Raw genomic sequence first — 25,304 nt, 5'->3', positions numbered from 1 at the left:
ATCTTATGGCGGATAAAACGGTAAGTAAGCATCTAACTAATCTTGAAAGACAATTTGCGGCAACGGACCCGGTCTTGCAAAAAGCCGCCAAGATCTTCCAGGACTTGGATGAAATCGAATTCGAACTGGGCTTGATCGACAACGACGAAACCACTGCCCGCAAAAACAGCTGGTGGCCGATCATCAGTACCTTGGGCGGCTACTCGCCGGCAAAATCGGACTTCATCACTCATTATCTGGGTACGCCGCTGCATACCGCGCGCCATAAGTTCACCGTCCTGCAATACACTCCGCAAACCAACACTGCCACGCTACCTGGCACCGCGCTGGACGCCGACCATCGTTTACCTTTTTATCAGATCGGCCGCGAGATTGATCTGGTCGCCGCCGGCGAAGGTAGCAAATTGAATAGCTACTTAGAGTTGGTCACAGCCAACAGCGGCAAACTGAAAAACAAGCTGATCATCGATACGCCGGTATTGAATCCGGCCGCCGAAAATCCGGTAAGCGGCCTGTTGCGCAAATACGTGATCGGCATCTCTGATCTGGTACTGGTATTTAACGACTTATTCGAAGCCGATGCCGATTTGATCAAAGACACCCTGAACAGCATCGTTGCGCATCAGGATTCCAATAAATTCATTTTCGTGATCGACCATTCCGAGATTAATCTGGATGCGTTAAAAAGCCAGGAAATCGCCGCGTCCTGGCAAAGACGCCTGGCCGAACTCGGCGTCCATACCGGCCAATTCATCGTGTTGTCGCAATCCGGCGATACCGCGCTATTCGACCAACGCTTCAATAACATCAATAATGATCGCTCTTACCGGATACTCGGCACACTCGAAAACAGCATCCGCGCGATCGACGATGTGATCATGCCGGAAGTGGAAGAGGCGTTAACCACTTGGAAGGATCGCTGCAATGCCTCAACGCTGATCGTGCTGAGCTTTATCGTGATGTTGATGCTGTTTGCCGAAATCGCGGTCGGCATCCTCGAACTGCTGATTGATCCATTTATCGGTCCCGCCATCCTGCTGGCGCTAATCGCTATCCTGACGCCGCTGCATCTGGTCGTCAGCCGCGTACATGCCAAATTCCTGATCAAGCATTTACACAAACGCCAAAAACAGTTGAACCTCACCGAGGATCTGGCCGGCCTGTTTGAAAAAAGCCTAAGCTTCTGGCGAATTTTAATGCCTATCACCGACCCGGTCGGTAAAAACAAGAAAACTCGCAAAAAACTGGCCACTCTAATCGAGCAAAGCAAAGATTTAGTGCAAGCCTTAAACGATCAGTTTAGCCATGGCCAAACACAGGAATATCGCAGTCAGTACGACGCCTATCCGTACAACGATCAAGAGGACAACTAACCACGATCTCAAGGTATTGCCATGGACATCATCAGACATTATTTCCCGCTATGCTGGCTCAATGTCTCGGTCTTGGACCTGCCCAGATCGACGCGATTCTTTAAACACAATGCGATTTTTTATTTCATCGCGGTGTTTTTTATCCAGTTCAACATGTCCGACGACATCGATTCGATTTTCGAGGTGTTGCTGGAAACCGGCTTGACGCTGGCGTTTATCGCCGTGGTTTTGTGGCTGAATCGAACCTCCCATGCCTATGTGCAAGTCGCCTCGGCCATCTTGTTTTGCGAGAACGTCGTGGCGATATTTCTGGTACCGATTGTGTTCTGGGTCACGGTGGCTGAGGATACTCTCAGCTACTCGACGCTAGCGCTGTTTCTGCTTTGGGACATGATCATCATTGCGCGGATATTCAAAGATGTATTGCGGATCAACACCCCGGCTAGTTTCGTGATTTCCTTAATTTATTTTCTGACCACCTATGGCGGAGCTTACAGCATTTATAGCCTAGTGGGCGGCTGACGGTTCCGGTTTAACGCCGTAATAATTGGATAACACATCGTAGGCGCCTTGTGCGCCGGCTATGACAGCCGCCTTCAAAGGCAAACAAGGGCTATTCCACTGCTTGATCTTGCCGTCAAAATAAAACGCCCATTCGCCCTGCCAGCAACCGGATTTGCTGACGATGCGACCGGCCATGATGGATGTGACTTCGTAGCGAGCAGACACTGCCAATAAGTTCCGCGAATCGGCGCCCAACACTTCGCTGACCGAAATTTTTTGCTGTTCTTCCAGATCCAGCATCGGAAAAATCATCGGCACTCCTTTCAGCTTCGAGGCAAAAGCCAAAGCGCTCTCCAACTCAGGCATGATGTCGGCATTGTAAAACCGCCGCCCTTCTTCATCGTCGACGACCAGCCAAACCAAGGTCTGCGGCCTGATCTCGCTCCAGATGCCCACCTGGCTTTTACGCATCACTTCCATCACCTGGTCTTCGTCGAATTGCACCCTGAGTAAGCGCGCCTCGGTGTCCGGCTGCTCGTCAGTGGAAATCAGCGAATATTGGGATTGTTTGACATAGTTCTGCGCGCTGGCTAAAGCCTGCTGCACCACCGGAATCCTGGATATGTCCTCTGACACCAGCACCCGGCTCAACACCGCGTACATGGCCTGTTTGATGGCTTGGGTTCTGTCTTCGGCCGATTGACTGTTGGCAATCAGCTCTATCTCGTACAAACCTTTTACTTCAACCGCGCTCGAAATCGGCGAATGGCATAGCAAGCCCAGCCATAACAGCTTTAAAAATCCCGATTTACCCTTCATAAAAACATCGATCACAAATCTACCCTGACAGTGCATTAATGGGAACTATAGTACAATATCGGTCGTTTCAACCTTAACTTTAACAAGAGGCTAACATTGAGCGAACAACAACAAGACCGCCTGAATTATAAGAGCGCGGGCGTCGATATTGAAGCCGGCAACGCTTTAGTCGAACGCATCAAACCCATCGCGGCCAAAACCCGTAATGCGGGCGTGATGGCCGGCCTAGGCGGCTTCGGTTCGCTGTTCGAATTACCGCTGGACCGCTATAAACAACCCGTCTTGGTCTCCGGCACCGACGGCGTCGGCACTAAATTAAAACTGGCGCTGGATTTAAACATCCACAACAGCGTCGGTATCGATCTGGTGGCGATGTGCGTTAACGACATCGTCGTGCAAGGCGCCGAGCCTTTGTTTTTCCTGGATTATTTTGCCACCGGCAAACTGGAAGTCGACACCGCCGCCAGCGTCATAGAAGGCATCGGCACAGGCTGCGAACAAGCCGGCGCGGCACTGGTCGGCGGCGAAACCGCCGAAATGCCCGGCATGTATGCGGACGGCGATTACGACTTGGCCGGCTTCTGCGTCGGTATCGTCGAAAAAGAACGCATCATCGACGGCAGCCTGGTGCAAGCCGGCGATAAATTAATCGCGCTCGCCTCGTCCGGCCCACACTCCAATGGCTACTCGTTGATACGCAAAATCGTCGCTCGCAGCGGCCTGGCCTGGAGCGACGCAGTCAATGGCAAACCGCTGGGCGAAACCCTGCTGACACCGACCCGCATCTACGTAAAACCCTTGCTGGAATTGCTGAAAACCGTGCCGGTGCACGCCATGGCCCACATTACCGGCGGCGGTATCACCGAAAACCTGCCGCGGGTTTTACCGGCTGGCCTGAACGCCAATATCGAGTTATCCGCCTGGCAATTACCGGAAATCTTCGTTTGGCTGCAACAACAAGGCAACGTCGAATTAGCCGACATGCTGGTGACCTTCAACTGTGGCATCGGCATGATCGTCTGCGTCGCGGCGCAAGACGAAGCCGCCACCCTGGAAATCCTGAAACAACAAAGCGAATCCGCGTTCAGCATCGGCGAAATCGTCGCTGGCGAAGACAAGCCTCGGGTCGTCTATTCCTGATTTCCTGTTACCCACCCTGTCCTCATCCGGACAGGGTATTAAACCCCAAAAAATCTAGCAACTGCGACGGGAGAGCTGCTTATTCAGCCCTCTAACTGCCAAGTTCGACTCGACAACACCACCTGAGCGCTGTTGCTAAATTTTTCATATTAACCCAGCTGTCTCACAGCTTATCAAGCAAACGGATATAACCATGAGCGATTTACCCAACTGCCCGAAATGTGGCTCGGAATATACTTATAACGACGGCAATATGAACATTTGTTCGGAATGTGCCCACGAATGGTCGCAAGACGCCAGCGCCGAAACCGGCGACGATGCCAAAGTCGTTAAAGACGCCCACGGTAACGTGCTGCAAGACGGCGACAGCATCACCGTGATTAAAGACCTGAAAGTGAAAGGCTCGTCGCTGGTCGTCAAAGTCGGCACACGCGTTAAAAACATTCGGTTGGTCGACGGCGATCATGACATCGACTGCAAAATCGACGGCATCGGCGCGATGAAGCTGAAATCGGAATTCGTGAAAAAAGCTTAAACCGCATCTGCCGCTGCACTCGACATTCCGGCGGACAAAAAAAAGCGCCCTGATTGAGTTTTATCAATTCGGGCGCCACGTCCACACATGAGAACAGATAGGAGTAACAACACAACTTGAATAAAGCAAGGTTGATGCCAATTGGCCGATGCCTTTAATTTCCTGAGTTTGTGTTGTTTATGGCTGATGATAGGCCGGAAAAATTGCACCAGATGCAACCGAATTTCGGCTGATTTGCACCAGGATGGTCCAGATCAACAGAGAATTTGAACAGCCTGCATGGCCGAAAAGGCGAAAACCGTGGCTGCTTGCGTCAGCGAACCGTATCGTTCTACAAAATTTGTCGACCGTTCTGGTTCAGAGCTCGGCGATTGCACAAAATTACTCCAACGTTCGAGCTCGCAGTGAGAATGTTCGAGTTATTTTGGAGAATGGCCGAGAAAAAAGCTTGGTCGTTCTGCCAATGAACTCCATCGTTCTACAAAATTTGTCGGCCGTTCTGGTTCAGAGCTCGGCGATTGCACAAAATTACTCCAACGCTCGAGCTCGCCGCGAGAATGCCCGAGTTATTTTGGAGAATGATCGAGAAAATAGCTCGGCGGTTGCGCCAGCGAATCTCCCCGTTTAACAAAATTTGTCCGACTTTTTTATTCGGAACCAGATCAATGCCGGAAACACTTACGCTTATTCCGTACTACCGAGCAATCGGGATGGTTTTATCCCCCTATGCCGCGACGAGCGCAGGATCAAAGCGGCATCCGGGTGGCCTGCTGACTCGCGCCATCCAGGCGCTCGCACTTCGTGCGCCTATGGCGTCCAAATCCGCTCCCGGCGGATTTGTCTTTGGATACTTTTTTTTGGCGGAGCAAAAGAAAGTATCTCGGCTGTCGGGCCGAGACCCGACATTAAAATAAGCCGTGGCAATTCTACGCGATGCGAACGATCACGCGACCGATGTGCTTCACTTTGTTCAGCACATCCTATGGGCCTAATCGTATCTACGCGGGCTCGTTAGCGGTTATTGAGCGGGAATACAACACTGACATTCTTATATATCTCCTCTAGCTGACCAGCTTCCAAACCAAGAATGGCATAAAGCCTAAAATCACCGGACTGACCAACCATTTCAATTTTCAAACTAATGTGGCCTAGTGATGTGCTTGTAGCCGAAAGACTAAGTTCACCGTCAAGCGCTGACCATACTTTCTCCCCTTTCCATCCTTTCCATGATTCAGCCATTTCTCGGAATAAGATGGTAGGTGGACCCGAAAAATATGTAGTTGACTGAACCTCTCCAACAAATGGCGCTCCAGTAAGCGATGCAACAAATTCGATTGCATCGCTTGTGCGCCTCGACAACCGAAAGCTGAGAGTCGTGGAATCGTCACATGACTTAATTGAAACTGTGTCCATGCTGACCCCCTAACGTAGAGCTAACCGGGCGCGGCCTGGAAAGCTGAAAAAACAAAACCGCATTTATAACCGCGCTACGGTTGAGTTCCATGTTAGCCCTCTTGGTCTGTACGGAACCCTATCCTTTGTATGAATTCCTCAATGCTGGACGATATGCGGCCGGCGCTGTCCAGCCCAGCTATGCAATCAACCATAACAATAGGCCACGGCTTGAAGTTGCTCATGTCGAAGGTGATAGATTCCAAGCCACCGTTGCTACCAAAGAAGAAAAGGTCTGGGTATTCTCTACGGTAGTTCTCATCTCGCCAGAGTTGGATAGCAAAGGCTATGTCAAATAACTGAAACCAGAGTGGTTCAAGGGATAGCTCGCCTTCACCGCCGTTTGAGTAGCGTAGAAGCTCTAGGTACTCAACGGGCGGATCGAACGGAAGGATGCTCTGGAGTTCGGCGATCTCCGGCGGAGACGCGCCGTCGACTCTTCGCCACTCACGATCAGGTTCGGACAACAGTTCGGCTACAGGACGCATGGAGATCTAACAAGTGATTAAAAAGTTTCTGTATATCATTCCAGCCCCCCTATACCACCAACCCAATCTCTACCGTGCGGTCGGGATGGGCTCCTTCCCCTATGCCACGCCGAGCACCGGAGCTTTTGAACGGATCAGCCCGTAGGGGCGATGCATGGATGCATCGCGTTGCCGAAGGGGCAGGAAGCCCCTTTCGGCAACCCCGTTCAAAAGCTTCGGCGCGCAGGGAATAAGCGGCATCCGGGTGGCCTGCTGACTCGCGCCATCCAGGCGCTCGCACTTCGTGCGCCTATGGCGTCCAAATCCGCTCCCGGCGGATTTGTCTTTGGATACTTTTTTTGGCGGAGCAAAAGAAAGTATCTCGGCTGTCGGGCCGAGACCCGACATTAAAATAGGTCACGGCAATTCAACACGATGCAAACGATCACGCGACCGATGCGCTTCACTTTGTTCAGCACATCCTACGGCCCTGTTGTCGGTCCGCGAACAGTCATTCAAAACCATTAGTCGCGTTAGCGACACAAGACACGAAAGCCTATTAACCCCGTGGGCACAAAAGCCGTGCCCACCCTACTCGGCTTTAAGGCCTTATTTGCTACAGACACCTTTTTTTGCCATTTCCAGTTCGGAAACATCCGCTTTCCCTTCTTTTTCGTCCACTTTCTCTAAACCGGCCCCTCCAACAAATACTCCAGGTTTCATGTATTGCTTAATAAAGTAGTTATTGCCACTTTCAGTATTAAGGAGTAAATCATTGGGCGAAAACTCAGACTCAGTTGAAATTTTATGTTCAGTATTTCCCTTTACTTCTTCATAAAAAAACATATTTGGAGCAGTTTCACCTAAACATTTTCCATCCACCCATATATCTTTTTTTAATGCAGTTCCTAGCCCAGATGACCTGTAGATATATAACCCTGCATTGCCATCAGAAGGTGGACTGAATAATTTGGCTTTTGCTGAAACTGCCTCAGATTCCATTGGCACAGAGGCGCATCCGGTAAACAAAGATGATGCTAATGCAACAATGATTAACTTTTTTAACACACCCTTCTCCATTTTTGAACGTTTATGCCTAACAAGTAATTAAAAAGTTTCTGCATATCATCCCAACAAGCCCTATACCACCAATCGCGGCACCGCCGATAACAACTTCTGAGTATACGGATGCTGCGGCGCCCCACAAACCTTCGCAGTTAAGCCTTCTTCTACAATCTTCCCCTTATACATCACCACCGTCCGATCACTGAGATACTCCACCACCCCAATATTATGCGTAATGAACAACAAGGTCAGATTCCGCCGACGGCGAATATCGAGCAGCAATTGCAGAATTTCCGCCTGCACCGACACGTCCAGCGCGCTGGTAATTTCATCGCAAACCACAAACTCCGGATTCAAGGCCAAAGCCCGCGCCAGACCGATGCGCTGGCGTTGGCCACCGGAAAATTCGTGCGGATAGCGCCAGAGCGATTCGCGGCTGAGTTGCATGTCTTCCAACAGTTGCCCAGCCAGTTCGATACGCTCTTCTTGATTGGCGCCGATACCGTGTACTTTCATCGGCTCGGTCAAAGTGGTTTCGACCAGTAAGCGCGGGTTAAGCGAGGACTGCGGGTCCTGAAAGGCAATCTGCATCTTGCGGCGTAGCGGCCGCAGTTCGCGGGCGGACAGACCGGTCAACTCCTGACCGTCGATACGGATGCTGCCGGCGGTTGGCGGCTCCAGTTGCAATACCGCCCGGCCCAAAGTGGTCTTGCCGCAGCCGGATTCGCCGACCAAAGCAACGATTTCACCGAGAGGAATATCCAGCGATACTTCATCCACGGCTTTGACGTAATCGACGGTTTGCCGGAACAAACCTTTTTTGATGGGGAACCAGACTTTCAAATCACGGATTTGCAGCAAGGGCTGCTCATCTGCATTTGGCAGCGCGCCGGGCGTATTGGCCATCAAAACATGCTGCTTGGATTGTCCCCGTAAACCGGCGCGAGTCAGCACCGACAGCAGTTTTTTATCGCTGTCACTCAGGCTTTCGTCATCGGCTGGGTCGGGATCTTCGGCGTGCGCAGGCTCGACAACCGGCTTGGCCAGGTTTTCCGGCACGGCGGCCAGCAATTGTTGGGTATAGTGATGTTGAGGATTACGCAGTACTGATTTGCACTCGCCAACTTCCACCAGCTTGCCTTGCTGCATCACCCCTACCCACTGCGCCATCTGCGCAACGACGCCGAAATCGTGGGTGATGAACAGCATGCTCATGCCGGTATCGTCCTGCAATTGGCGCATCAGGCGCAAAATTTCGGCTTGCACGGTCACATCCAGCGCGGTGGTCGGTTCGTCGGCGATCAGCAATTGCGGCTCGCAGGCCAGCGCCATCGCGATCATCACCCGTTGGCGTTGGCCGCCGGAGAGTTGGTGCGGGTAGTCGGCAAAACGGCTGGAAGCATTGGGGATCTGCACCTGTTCCAAAGCCTTGATGGTACGCTCGGTGGCTTCCGCGTCGTCCATATCTGGATGATGCAATTGCAGCGCTTCGGTGATCTGCTCGCCTATGCTCATCACCGGATTTAAGGAGGTCATCGGCTCCTGGAAAATCATCGCGATTTTCAAGCCGCGCACCGCGCGAATACCTGGATTGTCCAGCTTTAACAAATCCTGCCCGTTCAGCAAAATCTCGCCGCTGGGGTGCGAAGCCACACCGTCTGGCAATAAGCGGATTACGGACAAGGCGCTGACCGACTTGCCGCTACCGGACTCGCCGACCAGGCAAAAGGTTTCGCCCTTGGGGATGCTGAAACTGATGTCGTCCACCGCCCGCACTTCGCCGCCGCCGGACCTTAAATAGGTGCGCAGATTGCGCACTTCCAGCAAGGCTAGACTCATGATTTGACCCCGGCCTTATCCGACAAGCGCGGATCAATCGCGTCCCGAAACGCTTCGCCGATCAGGTTGTAGGCAAACACCGTCATGAATATCGAGCCGCCGGGGAATACCGCCATCCACCAGTTAAAGGTCGAGGATTTAACCGCTTGATCCAGCATCGCCCCCCAGGATGGCGCATCGACCACGCCCAGGCCCAGAAAGCTTAAAGTCGCTTCTGACAGAATCGCCCCGGCCACGCCAAAACTCACAGCCACCAATAAAGGCGCGACGCCATTGGACAGCATGTGGCGGAACAATATCGAGGTGAGCGGCAAGCCACTGGCGACAGCCGCCTGCACATAATCCTGATTGCGCAGTTTCAAAAACTCTTGGCGCACATAACGGGCGTACCCAGACCAACCGGTGACGCCGATGATTACCATCATCATGTACAAACTGCGGCCGAAGAAGGCGACGAAAGTCAGCAATAGAAACAGCGTCGGAATGTCTTCGAAAATCTCCACCAGCCGCATGCCCAGCATATCGACGATACCGGAGAAGTAACCCATCAAGCCGCCGACCACGATGCCGATAGCCAACGCGATGCCGGAGGCGATCAAACCGATGCTCAAGGAAATCCGGCAGGCATGAATCATCCGGCTTAACACGTCGGCGCCGTTTTCTTCGGTGCCCATCCAATGGGTATGGCCTTCGGTAGTAAACGGCGCTTCCAGGCCCTTGCTACCCAGATCCCGCAGATAATCGACGGGCGCATAGGGAATCGGCGGCATGATTTTCCAGTCCACTTGCGTGTAAGCGGTGCTGCGAAAATCGTCGTAGATTACCAGCACCGGCGGTTTGACGAAGCTATTGACTAGCACCGCTGCTAACGCACTGCCCAGTAAAAACAACAGAATCTGCTTGCCGCCGCCGACTTTTAACCGGTATACCGCCAACGCAATAAAAAAGCTGGTCAAGATCCAGGCGTCTTCCACGGATAGATATTCCAGCACCGGCGCGGAAATCACGCCATCCCTGCTCATCAGCAAAGGCATGGAATTGGCCAGAAACGGCGCGAAGACCGCGCAAAACACCAGCAACGCCACCCAGGCAAATCCGAATTTTACGCCGACGCCGGCCAGGGTTTTGCGCCAGATACGCGCAGAAAAAGATTCGCGGCTGATCACGGGCTTAGTCATAACTCACCCGCGGATCGGCCAGGGTGTAACAGAAATCGGCGATCAGATAGCCAATCAAGGTCAGAAAGCCGCTGATCCAGGTAATCGACAGCACCAACTCGCGGTCGCGACCTTTCACCGCCTCCACCGCCAACTGGCCCATACCGTTGATGCTGAATATATTTTCGACGATCAAGGAGCCGGCCAACAGACTGGGCAGCAAACCGGCAGAGACGGTTATCAAGGGCAATAAACTATTACGGAATACGTGCTTCCAGAGTACATCGTTTTCAGCCAGGCCTTTGGCGCGGGCGGTGCGGGCGTAATCGGCATGTAGATTTTCCAGAATAGAGGTACGCGTAAGTTTCGCTAAAGCGGCAAAGCCGCCGTAGGACAGGCAAATTACCGGTAAGATCAGATGCCAGATTCTATCCAGCAGGAACCCTCGCACAAAACCGCCTGCATCCCAATGCGGCAGGAACGGCATGTCTTGCGCTTCCCGGCTGCTAATCCCGGCGGTTGGAAACCATTGAAAATGCTGAATGTTAGCGAAAAAGCCCAACAGCAAAACCCCAGCCAGCATGGTCGGAATCGACCACAAAGCCAGCATCGATACCCCGGCACCGACGTCGAAAGCACTGCCGCGCTGGGTCGCGGCCTTCATGCCGACCATGATGGCGATAATGTAGGTAAACGGCAGCGTGACCAGATTCAGCAACAAAGTGATCGGGATGCGCTCGGCCAGTATGTCCGCCACCGGCCGACCGTATTGAAAGCTGGTGCCCAGATCCATGCCTTTGCTAAAGGAAAACTCGCCGCGCTGGCCTTGAGCGTCGGTGACGAAGCCTATCGGCGAGACATTATTCAGCCAGCGCAGATACTGGACCGGCGCGGGCTGATCCAGGCCATAGCGTTTGTTGTAATAATCCAGCAAGGCCTGCTTTTCTTGTGGCTTCATGTCCATGCCGCCAATCAGCGTCTGGGCACTGATGCCGCCCGGCGACATGGCCATCACGCTGAACACCAACACGGTAATCCCCAACAAGGTGGGGATCATCAGCAACTCGCGCCGCAGTAAATAGGTCAACATCGGCTAGTCCTTAGCTTATTGCGTATATTTTTGTTGGGCCAGCGGCACGTAGTTTTCCAGCGGCAAGGAGCCAAAGTTCAACCCCAGTTTGGTCATTTGCAGGTTGTGGATACGCTTGTCGACAAATAGCAGACTCTTACGCCGCATCAAAAAGGTATAGGGCTGGTCTTCGTAAAGAATGTGTTCAGCCTGCTGCCAAAGCGGCATACGCTTGGCTTCATCGACGCTGCGGCGGGCGTCGTCAATTAACTTATCCAGCGCCGGATTTTTGTAACTGACGTAGTTATCGCCTTTGCTGACGGCTTGCGAGCTATGGAATATTTGGTACAAATCGGTTTCGATGCCGCTGGTCCAACCCAGGGTAATCGCATCGAAATCTTTTTTATCCAGGTTTTCCAGCATCACCGGCCATTCCTGTGGAGTCGGTATCATCCTGACTCCGGCGCGCGCATATAAGTCTTTCAGCAACAGCACCATGCGTTTGGTGTCTTCGTTGGCTTGAAAATAAGTCAGTTTGAATTCGAAAGGCTGGCCGGCCTTGTCTTCCAACACGCCGTCCCCGTTCTTATCTTGGTAACCGGCTTCTTTCAGCAGCACTTTGGCTTTATCCAGATCGGCCTGATAAGGCTGTAAGGCGGTATCGTGCTGTTTGCTGGCTTTACTGAACGGGCTGACTGCCGGCTCGGCATAATCCAGGAACACATCCTTGATCACCCGACTGACATCGGTCAGATAGGTCATCGCCTGACGCACGCGTTTGTCGGCGAAACGGGTCGGTTTACCGCCACGCTCCTGGTTCCAGCCGATATAGCTATACCCCACCACCGGCGGCATGTATTCGAAGTTCTGGCTCTGGGCCTGGATTTGCGGATCTTTTTTAAGTTCTTGGTATTCCACCGGACGCGCCGAATAAGAGTCGATGTCACCATTGCGAAAGGTGGTTAAGCGGGCGCTATCGTTTTGGATGATCTTCCAGAGAATCCGATGATAGGACGGCTGCACGTCTCCCCAGTAACGTTCGTTACGTACCAGCTCTATATTGCCCTTGTCGGGCGTCCAGTTTTTCGGATCGTTTAATCGATAAGGACCGCTACCCAGCAACAAACCTTTGGATTCGTTGAATTTTTGCGGCTCCTTCAAATAGGGCTCGTAAAAATGCTTGGGCATGATGCCGATACCGCCTGCCAGCGACAGCGCCTCGAAATACGGCTCTTTGAAAGTAAACACCACTTCGTACTTGCCGTTGGCTTTGACGCTCTTGATTTTTTCCAAGTAGGCCCGTTCGCGCGGCGCCTGGATCGCATCGGTCATGATGAAATCGAAACTAAATACCACGTCGTCGGCTGTTAAAGGCTGGCCGTCGGAGAAACTGACATCCTCACGCATCCGGAAACTGATTACCAAACCGTCTTCACTGACCGTCCAATTTTTGGCGATCAAGCCTTCCCATTCCAAGGTATCCGGATTGCGGGTGATCAGACTTTCCAACACGTAGTTCTGCACACTGGAAGCGTAGGCATCGGCCGAAACCAGTGGCGTAATGGTTTTCAGATTGGTACCGAATGCGTCGACGCTCCAATCTCCCTGCGCATAATCCGGCAAACGGCTAGCCGCATCTGCGCGTTTAAATGCCTGAGCCACTTCGCCGCTGGCAGCAGAATTTGTCGACGTCTTTGCGGCAATCGCACCAGAAGCAATTGCCCCGCGCAATTCGCGCATGTCTTTGGCCTGCTCCGACAATGCGGCTTGCATCTCGCTCAATTTCAGCCATTGCCGGTCGATCTGATACATCGCTAACAAGATAAGGAGGATCGACAGGCTGAGTAGCGAATAGAGAATCCAATCTCGAGTGGTGGTTTGATTTTGCATTGATTAAGTCTGTCCAAATGTTTCAACGCCGGATGACGCGACTACTCCGATGAATTCGGCCTGCGCGCAGTTCCGATTGTTAGGTTTCTAAAGTCCGTGAACCTCGCTTACTTTACCCTTAGCTCGGCGATTTTTAAAGACCGGCATCGGGCTTTATCGTTACTCGTTTTGTGCCTGACCGTTAAGCCTTATCTCTGCGGCCCATTCCCAGAGTTTTTCCGAACCTGCCAACTTATAGATATGCTTGACCGCAAAATCAGCCAGGTCGCATACCTGAAAAATCGTGTAACGGTCAAAACCATTCCTATACAAAAGGTATGCGCCCAATAAAAAAGGGAGCTTAATGCTCCCTTTTCGGCGTCTGTGTGTCTACAGTTTGACGCTTATTGTTTTTGCGTATGTATGGCGATATCGGCCTTAGTTTGCAACGCATTCAATACTGCTTCAAGTTGGGCTTTGCCAAAGGCTGAAGCAATATTTTTAGCAATTACAGCCTGTTTGCTCTTGTCGCTATCAGACATCACACCTTCGTTAACCTTATTGATGCTCAACACCAATTTACCGCCACCCACTTCGTCGACTACCGCCACACTGGGCCGTCCAGCCTGAGGCTTAGCGATTTTGAAGATTTCCTGAGTAACCGCCGCCGGCAAATCGCTGGCGTTACGAGTCAGAGCAGTCACTTTTTTCACGGCCAGATGCTGAGCTTCGGCGACTTGAGCCAAGGTTTTACCGGCCGCCAACTCTTGTTTGATTTTATCGGCCGTCGCTATCGCCTGTTGTTTGGCCTTATCGCGTTGAATTGCGGCAATGACTTGAGCTTTCACGTCTTTCAGTTCTTTGCTGGCCGCCGGTTGATGCGACACCATCCGCAACACCACCAATTTTTCGTTGCCAATTTCAAGCGGCTCGCTGTTGCTGCCTTTCAATACGTCTTCTGAAAAAGCCGCCGCCCGAATTTTTTCTTCCGCGGCAATGCCGGCACCTTCCGCCTTGGTAAACTCAGGCGTCTTAATCGCCTCCATCCCCAACAACTTCCCGGCAGCAGCCAAACTATCGGGATTTTCGTAACTGACCGCCGCTAATTTCTCGGCCAAGGTATTGAAATTGGCTTCGGCTTGGGCTTTTTGGTAAGCCTTGGTCACTTCTGCTTTCACAGCTTCGTAGGGTTTGACATCACCGGGAATCAATTCGGTGACTTTGATCAAATGGTAACCGAAAGCAGACTTAACCGGCTCGGAGACCTCGCCCAGCTTCAGATTGCTGGCGGCATCTTCAAAGGCCTTTTCCATCACGCCAACGTTGAACAGCCCTAAATCGCCGCCATTTTTAGCGGTTAATTTATCGTCGGACACTTCCGCGGCCAAGGCGGCAAAATCCTTGGTTTTTAAGTCTTGTTTGGCTTTCAAGGCTTTTTGCAAAGCTTGGTCATCGGCGGACTTATCCTTGCTGAAAGCGAACAGAATGTGGCTGATTTTTCTGCGCTCCTTGGTCGTGAATTGCACTTTTTGCTCTTCGTAATACGCCTTCAACTGCTCTTCGCTGGCTTTTACTTCCGCCGCCAATTTGTCGAGAGATAACTCTACATATTCAATCGCCACCTTTTCTTCGGTCTGATAGGCGTCCTGATGCTGTTGATAGTAAGCGCTAATTTCCTCGTCGCCGGGCTGTTGGCTAACCGGCGTTAACGGCACCGCCACATATTCGACATCGCGAGTTTGATTCTGAATTTTGAAGAAACTATTGATTTCGCTCGGCGTAACGAAGCTGCTATCAACGACAGCGCGCTGGAATTGCTCCATCACCAGGGCTTTTTTAATGCGATTGACGAACTCTGCGGAAGACATGCCTTGCGAACCCAGCAAAGTCTGGTATTGAGTCTTATCGAATTTACCGTCTTTTTGAAAATATTCGAGTGTTTGGACGAATTCCCTAGCGGTATCGTCGCTTACCAACAGGTTTTGATCCTGAACATATTGCAGCAATACTTCATCGCGAACCAATTTTTCCAGCGCCTGTTTTTTTACGGTTTCTTCATCGAATTTCATACCCGCCAGATTCTGCGCATATTGCTGGTAGGCCTGATTGACATCGCGCTGATAAAAATCTTTATCGCCAACCGATACCACTGGCGCTTCTTTACCCCCGCCAAGATAGTTTTGGATGCCCCATAAACCGAAAAGCACACAAATCAATATCAGTATGATCGATGCAAATACGCCCTGCACCTTTTCTCTAATCTCTAAAAGCATAAACGCTGTCCTTAAACAGAATTAAACCCGATCACTTCAGGCCATAAAATTAACAGGCAAAAAAAAACCTCGAACCATACGGCCCGAGGTTTCTGTTTTGGCGGAGCGGACGGGGCTCGAACCCGCGACCCCCGGCGTGACAGGCCGGTATTCTAACCAACTGAACTACCGCTCCAAAGTCTGGTGGGTGCTGAGGGGTTCGAACCCCCGACCCTCGCCTTGTAAGGGCGATGCTCTCCCAGCTGAGCTAAGCACCCGACTAAAGAGCGGCTAGTTTACAGCATCTTTTAAAGATTTACCAGCTTTAAATGAAGGAATTTTTGCAGCCTTGATCGTAATCTCTTCGCCTGTTTGCGGATTACGGCCTTTGCGCTCTGCTCTTTCTTTAACATCGAAAGTGCCAAAACCGACTAAAGCGACGGAATCGCCTTGTTTCAAAGCATCTTCTACTGCTTTGATAAAACCATCTAAAGCGCGACCTGCATCGGCTTTGGTTAACTGAGACGCACTGGCGATTGCATCAATAAGTTCCGATTTATTCATTTATTTCCCCTTAGGATGTCGTTGTATTAATTATGCTCAGCAAACAAACGGTTAAATTTGCCCACCAACCGGTTTTCCACCAACCCGATTTACAGCCTCTCCTCTGCGAGAGGCCGACATTTATATCAACCGCCTACGAGCGATGTCAAGCGTTGACATCTGTGGAAGCCACGATTTTTATGGTTTCCACAGATTCAACCCTACACCTAGTGAGCGACAACGCCTTGCTGCTTTACCTCAACCTTAGTACCAGCAGCCTCACCAATTTCAGGCACCGCGACCGCCGTTATGGGCGTTGGCATATACTGTAAAGCCAGCTCCAACACTTCATCTATCCAGCGCACACATTTAATCGCCAAATTACGTTTGATATTCTCCGGTATCTCTGCCAGATCCTTTTCGTTTTCAGCGGGAATCACGACAGTAGTAATGCCGCCACGATGCGCGGCTAGCAGTTTTTCTTTCAAGCCACCGATCGGCAACACTTCGCCACGCAATGTAATTTCGCCGGTCATCGCCACATCCGCTCTAACCGGTATTTTGGTCAATGCCGAAATGATCGCTGTACACATGCCGATACCGGCGCTGGGCCCGTCTTTTGGCGTGGCACCTTCCGGCACGTGTATATGAATGTCGTTCTTCTGAAATACATCGCTATCGATACCCAAAATATTGGCTCGGCTTCTCACGACCGTCACGGCGGCCTCTATTGACTCCTTCATCACGTCGCCCAGCTTACCTGTGGCCAATTGCTTGCCCTTGCCCGGCATGACTGCCGTTTCGATCGTCAACAGTTCGCCACCGACTTCCGTCCAGGCCAAACCGGTCACTTGACCGATCTGATCGTTATCTTCCGCCATACCGTAGCTGAATCGTCTGACACCCAAATATTTATCCAGGTTTTTTTCAGTGACTGAAGTGCGAGCCTTTCTGGATTTCAGCAATAAATCTTTGACCACTTTGCGGCAAATTTTCGAGATCTCCCGCTCCAATCCCCGGACACCGGCTTCGCGTGTGTAATACCTGACAATATCTTTAACCGCCGCTTCGGAGATATGAATTTCCGACTCCGCCAGGCCGTTATTTTTTATCTGTTTGGGAATCAAAAACCGCATGGCGATATTGATTTTTTCGTCCTCGGTATAACCGGCCAGGCGGATAATTTCCATCCGGTCCATCAAGGCCGCCGGAATATTCATCGTGTTAGCGGTAGCAACGAACATTACATCGGACAAATCGAAATCCACTTCCAGATAGTGATCCGAAAAGGTGTGATTTTGCTCGGGATCAAGTACTTCCAATAACGCCGACGCTGGATCGCCGCGAAAATCCGCCGCCATCTTGTCGATTTCGTCCAACAAAAACATCGGATTGCGGGTTTTGATTTTCGACAAATTTTGCAAAATCTTGCCAGGCATCGAACCGATATAGGTGCGTCTATGCCCGCGTATTTCCGCTTCATCTCTAACCCCGCCTAACGCCATCCGCACATACTTGCGGTTGGTGGCCCGCGCAATCGACTGGCCAAGAGAGGTTTTACCAACGCCCGGAGGACCGACCAGACACAAAATGGGCCCTTTCAGCGCCTTCACACGCTGTTGCACGGCGAGATATTCCAGTATCCGCTCCTTGACCTTATCCAACCCGTAATGTTCGGCTTCCAATACCTCTTCGGCTACTTTCAAATCGTGGCGGACTTTGGTTTTCTTTTTCCAAGGCACATTGACCATCCAGTCAATGTAATTGCGCACCACGGTAGCTTCCGCTGACATCGGCGACATCATTTTCAGCTTATTCAGCTCGGCTGTCGCCTTGGTTTTCGCTTCGACGGACATGCCGGCCGCTGCAATTTTTCGTTCCAATTCTTCGATTTCATTGCTGGCTTCGTCCATTTCGCCCAGCTCTTTCTGAATGGCTTTCATTTGCTCGTTCAGATAATATTCGCGCTGATTTTTTTCCATTTGCTTCTTAACGCGACCGCGAATTTTCTTTTCCATCTCCAGAATATCGACTTCGCCCTCCATTAGCGTCATCAGATTTTCCAAACGCTTGGCGACATCGATCATTTCCAGCATAGACTGCTTTTCTTCAACCTTTAAGGCCATATGCGCCGCCATGGTATCGGCCAAACGACTAGGGTCGTCGATGCCCGCCAAGGAGTTCAACACTTCCGGGGGAATTTTATTATTCAATTTCACATATTGATCGAACGAATTAATCGCCGTGCGCTGCAAAACTTCCGCTTCTTGCTCGTTAATATTGAGTTCGTCGCTCAACTCAACCACGCTCGCCGCGCAATAGTTGTCCACTTCCCGATAGCGAATCACCGAACAACGCTGACTACCTTCAACCAAGACTTTCACGGTACCGTCCGGCAGTTTCAACAATTGCAAAATATTGGCCAGGGTACCGACCTTGTACAAATCATCGAATCCAGGCTCGTCGATGTCGGCCTGCTTTTGAGCGACCAACAGCACCTGCTTATCCTGCTTGATGGCAGCGTCGAGGGCATCGATTGACATCCCTCTACCAACAAACAATGGAATTACCATGTGCGGATATACCACCACATCCCGCAAAGGCAGGACTGGGATCAGTTCATCATTAGCATTTAAGTCGGTCATTTCATTTGCTCCCTTGAGCAGCTCAAAACAGTAGATGTCATCCTATATGAGGATGATCCCTTAGAAAACAAGTATCTTTAATTTCGAGCAAAAAAAAGGGGACTTTGACAACAAAGCCCCCTCCAAATTTGGTTATTGCGCTTAATCAGGCGCAATTGGTATTTAACGCAGATGCTTAAGCATCCGAAGCGACCAATTTCTGCTCGGTTTCATAGACCAAAATCGGCTCGGAGTTACCCAAAATGACGCTCTCGTCGATCACCACTTTCGATATTTTGTCGTTAGAAGGTAGTTCGTACATAGTATCCAACAACACATTCTCGACGATGGTACGCAATCCCCTAGCACCGGTCTTTCTTTCCATCGATTTACGAGCAATCGCCGACAAGGAATCATCCCTAAACTCCAATTCGGCGCCTTCCATCTCAAACAAATGTTTATATTGTTTGATCAAGGCATTTTTAGGCTGAGTGAGAATTTGGATCAGCGCAGCCTCATCCAACTCGTCCAGCGTTGCTATCACCGGTAGACGACCGACGAACTCGGGAATCAAACCATATTTGATCAAGTCCTCGGAACGGACATCAGCGAAAATCTCGCCGACGTTTCGTTTATCGTCTTTGGTTTTAACTTCGGCCGAGAATCCGATACCGCCTTTCTCGGTACGATGTTTAATAACCTTATCCAAACCGGCAAATGCACCGCCGACGATGAACAAGATATTCGCAGTATTAACCTGCAAAAAATCCTGTTGCGGGTGCTTGCGGCCACCTTGCGGAGGTACAGACGCAACAGTACCTTCGATCAGCTTCAGCAAAGCTTGCTGCACACCTTCGCCGGACACATCGCGAGTAATCGACGGATTGTCGGACTTACGAGAAATTTTATCGATTTCATCAATGTAGACGATACCGGTTTCCGCCTTTTCCACATCGTAATCGCATTTTTGCAATATTTTCAGAATGATGTTTTCAACGTCTTCACCGACATAGCCGGCCTCGGTCAGCGTCGTAGCATCAGCGATTGTGAACGGCACATCCAATAATCTGGCTAACGTTTCCGCCAGCAAGGTCTTTCCGGAGCCGGTGGGACCAATCAGCAAGATATTACTCTTAGCCAGCTCGACATCCGATTTCTTACTATTGCTGCGCAAACGTTTGTAATGGTTGTAAACCGCCACCGCTAGAATTTTTTTGGCATTTTCCTGGCCAATGACGTAGCCGTCCAGTTCTTGCTTGATTTCCTTCGGCTTAGGCAACGCTCCGCCGCCCACCGACATTTCGTCTTCCAGCAACTCATCCCTGATTATGTCATTGCATAGCTCTACACACTCATCGCAAACGTAAACAGATGGGCCTGCAATCAGCTTCCTGACTTCATTTTGACTCTTACCGCAAAAAGAACAGTAAAGAAGTTTTTCGTCGTCTTTACCTTTCTTGTCTCTACTCATAGACAGACTCCACCGTGATACATTGCCTCGTCATGGCGATGAAATATATCAAAAACTAACATTCAAATCACTCCGCACTCTCGACGAGGCAACGCGACACTTATCAAACAGTACGACTAGTCAATACTTTATCGATCAAACCGTAATCAACCGCTTGCTGAGAACTCAGAAAATTATCCCGGTCCGTATCCTGCTGGATTTTTTCCAGTGGCTGCCCGGTATGATGAGCCAGTATTTTATTCAACCGGTCACGGATAGCCAAAATTTCCCTGGCATGAATATCAAAATCCGATGCTTGGCCTTGAAAACCACCCAAAGGTTGATGAATCATCACCCTGGAGTGAGGCAAGCAATAGCGTTTACCATGTGCACCACCGGCCAACAACAGAGCCCCCATACTGGCGGCCTGACCGATACACATGGTGCTGACATCGGGTTTGATAAATTGCATGGTGTCATAAATCGACATCCCCGCTGTCACTGAGCCGCCGGGAGAATTGATATACAAATGAATATCTTTATCCGGATTTTCAGATTCCAGAAACAGCAATTGCGCTACCACCAGATTAGCCGAGTAATCTTCCACTTGACCAACTAAAAAAATTACCCGCTCTTTCAGCAAACGGGAATAAATATCGAACGATCTCTCCCCACGAGCTGTTTGTTCAACCACAATCGGCACTAAGCCACCCGCCGCATGCGGCGCCATCATTTCGCTCATCACATTTTGGTTAAACACGTTTAGCCCTCATTCGTTACTGTTTTTCCATCACTGCATCGAAACCAACTGTTACGTCGGTGATTTTAGCCTGACTGACAATCCATGCAACAGCCTGATCTTCTAAAACCATCTGCTGCACGTCATTGAGACGGGCCTTGTCGGCATAATACCAGTTCACAACGTCTTCGGGGCGTTCATAACTCTTCGCCATATCCTCGATCACCGCACGCACTTTATCGGCATCGACTTTAATCTCGTTTTTATGGATGATTTCGCCAAGAATCAAACCCAAGGCCACTCGGCGTTTTGCTTGATTTTCAAATACATCCCTCGGCAAGTTCAGGTCTTCCAGTTTCAAACGCATGTTTTTAGCGCGTTCGGCGTAAGGTTTCATCAAGGCTTGAATTTCTTGATCGATCAGCGCGTTCGGGATATTGATAACGATGTTTTCGTACAATGCATCCATCACCGCATTTTTCAACTTGTTTTTCAGGCCTTGCACCAACTCTCTTTCCATATTGGCGCGCACATCGGTGCGGAAACTGACTGCGTCGCCTTCTTCCACGCCGTAAGCCTTAATAAATTCTTCATCGACAACAGGCAAAGTTGGCTCTTCGACTTTAACTAATTCAATCTCGAACTCGGCAACTTTGCCGGCCAATTTTTCGCTGTTGTATTGATCCGGGAAAGTAATCGAAAAAGTTTTGCCCTCACCCGCAGCCAAGCCTTTCAATTCATCCTCGAAACCGGGAATCATCTGTTTGCCGCCGATTTCGACTTGATAATTTTCGACTTTACCGTCGGTAAAATTCTCGCCCTCGGACACGCCGGAGAAATTAATCGTCACCCGATCGCTTTCCTGAGAAGCCCGTTCCACGGTATTCCAGGTTTTCTTTTGCTGACGCAGCTTTTCGATCATATTGTCGACATCCGCCTCTTCAACTGTCGCGGAAGGACGCTCGACTTTCAGCTCGCTCACACCGTCCAGCGCGATCTCCGGATAGACTTCGAACTCGGCGATATATTCAAAACCTTCGGCTTTCTCGGTCGGATGAATATGCGGCTGACCGGCCGGGTTCAGATCTTGTTGTTGCAGTGCTTCGAAATAAGTCGATTGAATCAAATCGCCAGTCACTTCGTTTTTAACTCTATCGCCGTACAATTTCTTAACCATGCTCGCCGGCACTTTACCCGGACGAAAACCGTCGACCTTTACTTCGCGGGCAAGTTTTTTAAAGCGAGTTTCCATTTTTTCCTGAACCACGGCATCAGGAATACTAACAGTCATTTTTCGGCTCAATTCTGATGTCTTTTCGACAGAAACTTGCATTGCATTACCTCAAAAAATTAAAAATTCGGTTTTATATTTTGGGAGACCAGCCGGCGATGTTTAAATCTGGGGAACTTAAGGTCGTATCGTTACGGATAACGTGGGAAATGGTGCGAGCGGGGAGACTCGAACTCCCACGGGGTTACCACTGGAACCTAAATCCAGCGCGTCTACCAATTTCGCCACGCTCGCAAAATAAATGAACGCGGCATTATAATCAGCCGCCCCCTCAAAAACAACCTTATATTATCGGCATCCAGCGTGAACACTCGATTATCCCGTTTTGTGATTGGCTTGTTTTTACTAAGCGCATCGTCCTGCAATCAGGCAGCGGCGAGCCAATTTGACGACTTCAATCATAAAATCACTTTTGTAGATCAACAACGTACCGTCTACGTGGCTATCGCCGCCGATAACGACAGTCGAGAACGGGGCTTGATGTTTCGACGAGAACTGACCGAAGACCAGGGCATGTTGTTTGTCTATCCCGATCAATCCCGGCGCGGAGTCTGGATGAAAAACACCTTGCTGGCCCTGGATGTGTTGTTTTTATCCGGCGACGGCAAAATCGTGGCCATGTTGAAAGACTTGCAACCCTGCCGTCACGAACCGTGCAGAATTTACGACTCCAAAATCCCGGCTAGATACATGCTGGAATTATCCTCCGGCTTTATCGATAAGCACTTGCTGAAAGTCGGACAGCAAATTACGCTGCCTTAAGCAACCAAAACCGGTCGAACACGACACTATTGGGGGCCGTTGACATCGTCCGAATCGCCCTCGTAAGGCGTTGCGTATTTACAGTCCTTCTGCGGGCAGACTTTTTCGGTACCGCGGCGCTTGGTGGTTTTTAAGGTCAGAATCGGCCAGTTGCAGTCCGGGCAACTTTCCTTGATCGGCGCGTCCCACAAGGCGTAATCGCATTTCGGATATTCCGAACAGGAATAAAAAATCTTCCCGCTACGCGCCTTACGTTTCAGGATCGCGCCTTTTTTGCACTGTGGACACTCCACGCCGGTGTCGCTTGGCTTTTCCAAAGGCTCTATGTGCTTGCATTTCGGATAGGCACTACAACCGACAAACTTGCCATAGCGGCCAGTTTTAATCACTAGCGTCGATTCGCATTTCGGACACACCCGGCCTTCGACCACTTCCGGTTCGGCCGACGCCGCACCGGCATTGTCATCACCCAGATTACGCGTATAAGAACAGGTCGGATAATTGGTACAGCCGATAAAGCGGCCGTTACGCCCTAAACGGATTGACAGCGGACTGCCGCAGTCCGGGCATTTTTCGTCGATGCTCTCCTGCGTGACATCCTTGCGTTGCACGCTTTCTTCCTTCTCGTTGATCAATTGCGTGAACGGCCGCCAAAAGTCGTTCATCAACGGAATCCAATCCTTCTCGCCGCGCGACACCGCGTCGAGATCGTCTTCCAGATTCGCGGTAAAGCTATAGTCGACGTATTTAGTGAAATGTTCGGTCAAGAACTTGTTGACGATACGCCCCACATCGGTCGGGTAAAACCGCTTATTGTCGATCGTCACATATTCGCGATTTTGCAAGGTCGAGATGATCGTCGCGTAAGTGGACGGCCGGCCGATGCCATGCTCTTCCAACGCCTTAACCAAGCTCGCCTCGCTATAACGCGGCGGCGGTTCGGTAAAATGCTGGGTGGCGGCAATGTCGTTCAACACCACCGGGCGGCCTTCTTCCATCGGCGGCAACAGGCTATCCTGATCGTCGGCGGCTTCCTTGCTGTCATCCACGCCTTCCAGATAAACCTTCATGAAGCCGGGATTGGTCACCGTGGAACCGGTGGCGCGAAATACGTTTTTATCGCCACCGCAATTAAGATCGACCGCCACCTGATTCAAGGTGGCGTGGATCATCTGGCAAGCGACGGTACGCTTCCAGATCAAGTCGTAAAGCTTGAATTGCTCTGCGCTAAGCCTGTTTTTCACCTGCTCGGGCAAGCGCTGCACCGAAGTCGGCCGTATCGCCTCGTGGGCTTCCTGAGCGTTTTTAGATTTAGTCTTGAAACGGCGCGGCTCTTTAGGTACATCGTCAGCGCCATACTTCTCGGCGATCAGCGCCCGAATATCGGCCAGAGCCTCTTCGGCCAGATTCACCGAGTCGGTACGCATATACGAAATCAAACCGACGGTTTCGCCGCCCAGATCGATGCCTTCGTACAATTGCTGGGCGACCATCATCGTGCGCTTGGTGGTAAAACCCAGCTTGCGGGCCGCCTCCTGCTGCAAAGTCGAAGTGATGAACGGCGGCGCCGGATTTTTACTGCGTTGTTTTTTCTCCAGCTTGGCGACGATCAATTGTCCGTCGGCGGCGTCCAGCAAGCTTTGCTTGACCTGCGTCGCTTGCGCTTCGTCGGTAAAGCTGAATTGATTGAGTTTTTCGCCGTTAAAATGCGTCAATTTGGCCTTGAACGGCAGCCCTTGCGCGTTGGCTTCGGCGGTATGCGACCAATACTCACGGGTCTTGAACGCCTCGATTTCCATTTCGCGTTCGACGATCATCCGCAAGGCCGGACTTTGCACCCGGCCGGCCGACAAGCCGCGACGGATTTTTTTCCACAACAGCGGCGATAAATTAAAACCGACTAAATAATCGAGGGCTCGCCGCGCTTGTTGGGCATTGACCAGATTATTGGATAACTCGGTGGGATGGGCGATAGCCTCGGTGACGGCTTTTTTGGTGATTTCATGAAACACCACCCGCAATACTTCCTTGTCTTTTAACAGTTTTTTTTCCTTGAGATGCTCAAACACATGCCAGGAAATCGCCTCGCCTTCCCTATCAGGGTCAGTCGCTAGATACAGGGTATCGACGTTCTTGATGGCTTTGCCGATCTCTTGCAAATGGCGCTGATTGCGATCGATCACTTGGTACTTCATCGCAAAGCCGTTATCCGGATCGACAGCCCCTTCCTTCGGAATCAAATCGCGGACGTGGCCGTACGAGGCCAATACCTGGAAGTCCTTACCCAGATATTTCTCGATGGTTTTGCATTTGGCCGGTGACTCTACAATGACTAAACTTTTGCTCATGCTATC

20 protein-coding genes and 3 tRNA genes are annotated in these 25,304 nt (G+C 50.9%); 5 read left to right on the top strand and 18 right to left on the bottom strand.

The window, feature by feature from the left end:
- The first annotated feature begins 5 nt into the window (after positions 1-5).
- Positions 6-1,373 (top strand): P-loop NTPase family protein, encoded by a 1,368-nt coding sequence (locus tag QZJ86_RS05640; RefSeq protein WP_301937155.1) that lies wholly within the window; start codon positions 6-8, stop codon positions 1,371-1,373.
- A 21-nt stretch (positions 1,374-1,394) separates the two neighbouring features.
- Positions 1,395-1,895, top strand: a complete 501-nt coding sequence (locus tag QZJ86_RS05635) for a hypothetical protein (protein ID WP_301937154.1) — start codon at positions 1,395-1,397, stop codon at positions 1,893-1,895.
- On the opposite strand, the gene QZJ86_RS05630 is transcribed toward QZJ86_RS05635, so the two are convergent.
- The gene (locus tag QZJ86_RS05630) at positions 1,881-2,711 is read right to left on the bottom strand and encodes a DUF2066 domain-containing protein (RefSeq protein ID WP_301937153.1); all 831 of its coding nucleotides are present in this window, start codon (positions 2,709-2,711) and stop codon (positions 1,881-1,883) included. The genes QZJ86_RS05635 and QZJ86_RS05630 overlap by 15 nt on opposite strands.
- An 81-nt stretch (positions 2,712-2,792) precedes the next feature.
- Between QZJ86_RS05630 and purM the strand changes: the two genes are divergently transcribed.
- Both purM and QZJ86_RS05620 read left to right on the top strand, forming a co-directional pair.
- Entirely contained in the window at positions 2,793-3,836 is a 1,044-nt protein-coding gene (purM, locus tag QZJ86_RS05625; protein WP_301937152.1) for a phosphoribosylformylglycinamidine cyclo-ligase, read from the top strand.
- A gap of 193 nt (positions 3,837-4,029) precedes the next feature.
- A complete protein-coding gene (locus QZJ86_RS05620; protein ID WP_301937150.1) occupies positions 4,030-4,371 on the top strand; it encodes a zinc ribbon domain-containing protein YjdM in 342 nt (113 codons plus the stop codon).
- A gap of 1,011 nt (positions 4,372-5,382) precedes the next feature.
- Here QZJ86_RS05620 and QZJ86_RS05615 read toward each other — a convergent pair.
- From QZJ86_RS05615 to QZJ86_RS05540, 16 genes are all read right to left on the bottom strand, one after another.
- A complete protein-coding gene (locus QZJ86_RS05615; RefSeq protein ID WP_301937149.1) occupies positions 5,383-5,784 on the bottom strand; it encodes a DUF6228 family protein in 402 nt (133 codons plus the stop codon).
- A 92-nt stretch (positions 5,785-5,876) separates the two neighbouring features.
- Entirely contained in the window at positions 5,877-6,290 is a 414-nt protein-coding gene (locus tag QZJ86_RS05610) for an SMI1/KNR4 family protein (RefSeq protein WP_301937148.1), read from the bottom strand.
- A 609-nt stretch (positions 6,291-6,899) separates the two neighbouring features.
- Positions 6,900-7,358, bottom strand: coding sequence for a DUF2846 domain-containing protein (locus tag QZJ86_RS05605; protein ID WP_301937147.1), 459 nt, complete (start codon positions 7,356-7,358; stop codon positions 6,900-6,902).
- A gap of 72 nt (positions 7,359-7,430) precedes the next feature.
- Entirely contained in the window at positions 7,431-9,194 is a 1,764-nt protein-coding gene (locus tag QZJ86_RS05600) for an ABC transporter ATP-binding protein (RefSeq protein WP_301937144.1), read from the bottom strand.
- Positions 9,191-10,372, bottom strand: coding sequence for an ABC transporter permease (locus QZJ86_RS05595; RefSeq protein WP_301937142.1), 1,182 nt, complete (start codon positions 10,370-10,372; stop codon positions 9,191-9,193). Before QZJ86_RS05595 ends, QZJ86_RS05600 begins: the two co-directional genes overlap by 4 nt.
- The gene (locus QZJ86_RS05590) at positions 10,365-11,441 is read right to left on the bottom strand and encodes an ABC transporter permease (protein ID WP_301937141.1); all 1,077 of its coding nucleotides are present in this window, start codon (positions 11,439-11,441) and stop codon (positions 10,365-10,367) included. Before QZJ86_RS05590 ends, QZJ86_RS05595 begins: the two co-directional genes overlap by 8 nt.
- A gap of 15 nt (positions 11,442-11,456) precedes the next feature.
- Positions 11,457-13,310: a peptide-binding protein gene (locus tag QZJ86_RS05585; protein WP_301937139.1), complete on the bottom strand. Its 1,854-nt coding sequence runs from the start codon at positions 13,308-13,310 to the stop codon at positions 11,457-11,459.
- 383 nt (positions 13,311-13,693) lie between these two features.
- A complete protein-coding gene (locus QZJ86_RS05580; protein ID WP_301937137.1) occupies positions 13,694-15,562 on the bottom strand; it encodes a SurA N-terminal domain-containing protein in 1,869 nt (622 codons plus the stop codon).
- A gap of 98 nt (positions 15,563-15,660) precedes the next feature.
- A tRNA-Asp gene (locus tag QZJ86_RS05575) sits at positions 15,661-15,737 on the bottom strand.
- Between the two features lie 6 nt (positions 15,738-15,743).
- Positions 15,744-15,819: transfer RNA gene (locus QZJ86_RS05570), tRNA-Val, on the bottom strand.
- Between the two features lie 13 nt (positions 15,820-15,832).
- The gene (locus QZJ86_RS05565; protein WP_020482925.1) at positions 15,833-16,105 is read right to left on the bottom strand and encodes an HU family DNA-binding protein; all 273 of its coding nucleotides are present in this window, start codon (positions 16,103-16,105) and stop codon (positions 15,833-15,835) included.
- Between the two features lie 206 nt (positions 16,106-16,311).
- On the bottom strand, positions 16,312-18,729 hold the full coding sequence (lon, locus tag QZJ86_RS05560) for an endopeptidase La (protein ID WP_301937132.1): 2,418 nt from the start codon (positions 18,727-18,729) through the stop codon (positions 16,312-16,314).
- A gap of 175 nt (positions 18,730-18,904) precedes the next feature.
- On the bottom strand, positions 18,905-20,179 hold the full coding sequence (clpX, locus tag QZJ86_RS05555) for an ATP-dependent Clp protease ATP-binding subunit ClpX (protein WP_301937130.1): 1,275 nt from the start codon (positions 20,177-20,179) through the stop codon (positions 18,905-18,907).
- 103 nt (positions 20,180-20,282) lie between these two features.
- Positions 20,283-20,888, bottom strand: coding sequence for an ATP-dependent Clp endopeptidase proteolytic subunit ClpP (gene clpP / locus QZJ86_RS05550; RefSeq protein ID WP_301938919.1), 606 nt, complete (start codon positions 20,886-20,888; stop codon positions 20,283-20,285).
- Between the two features lie 46 nt (positions 20,889-20,934).
- Positions 20,935-22,230 (bottom strand): trigger factor, encoded by a 1,296-nt coding sequence (tig, locus tag QZJ86_RS05545; protein ID WP_301937129.1) that lies wholly within the window; start codon positions 22,228-22,230, stop codon positions 20,935-20,937.
- A 108-nt stretch (positions 22,231-22,338) separates the two neighbouring features.
- Positions 22,339-22,422, bottom strand: a tRNA-Leu gene (locus QZJ86_RS05540).
- Between the two features lie 69 nt (positions 22,423-22,491).
- On the opposite strand from QZJ86_RS05540, the gene QZJ86_RS05535 reads away from it, so the two are divergent.
- Complete coding sequence (locus QZJ86_RS05535; protein ID WP_301937128.1) at positions 22,492-22,950, top strand: DUF192 domain-containing protein; 459 nt, start codon at positions 22,492-22,494, stop codon at positions 22,948-22,950.
- Between the two features lie 26 nt (positions 22,951-22,976).
- Here the strand turns inward: QZJ86_RS05535 and topA are convergent, their stop codons facing one another.
- Entirely contained in the window at positions 22,977-25,298 is a 2,322-nt protein-coding gene (gene topA / locus QZJ86_RS05530) for a type I DNA topoisomerase (RefSeq protein WP_301937126.1), read from the bottom strand.
- Between the last annotated feature and the right edge of the window lie 6 nt (positions 25,299-25,304).

This window comes from Methylomonas montana, from assembly GCF_030490285.1.
GTDB classification, from domain to species: domain Bacteria; phylum Pseudomonadota; class Gammaproteobacteria; order Methylococcales; family Methylomonadaceae; genus Methylomonas; species Methylomonas montana.
Note: the sequence above shows the minus strand (reverse complement) of the source record. Positions and strands in the feature narration are given on the sequence as shown.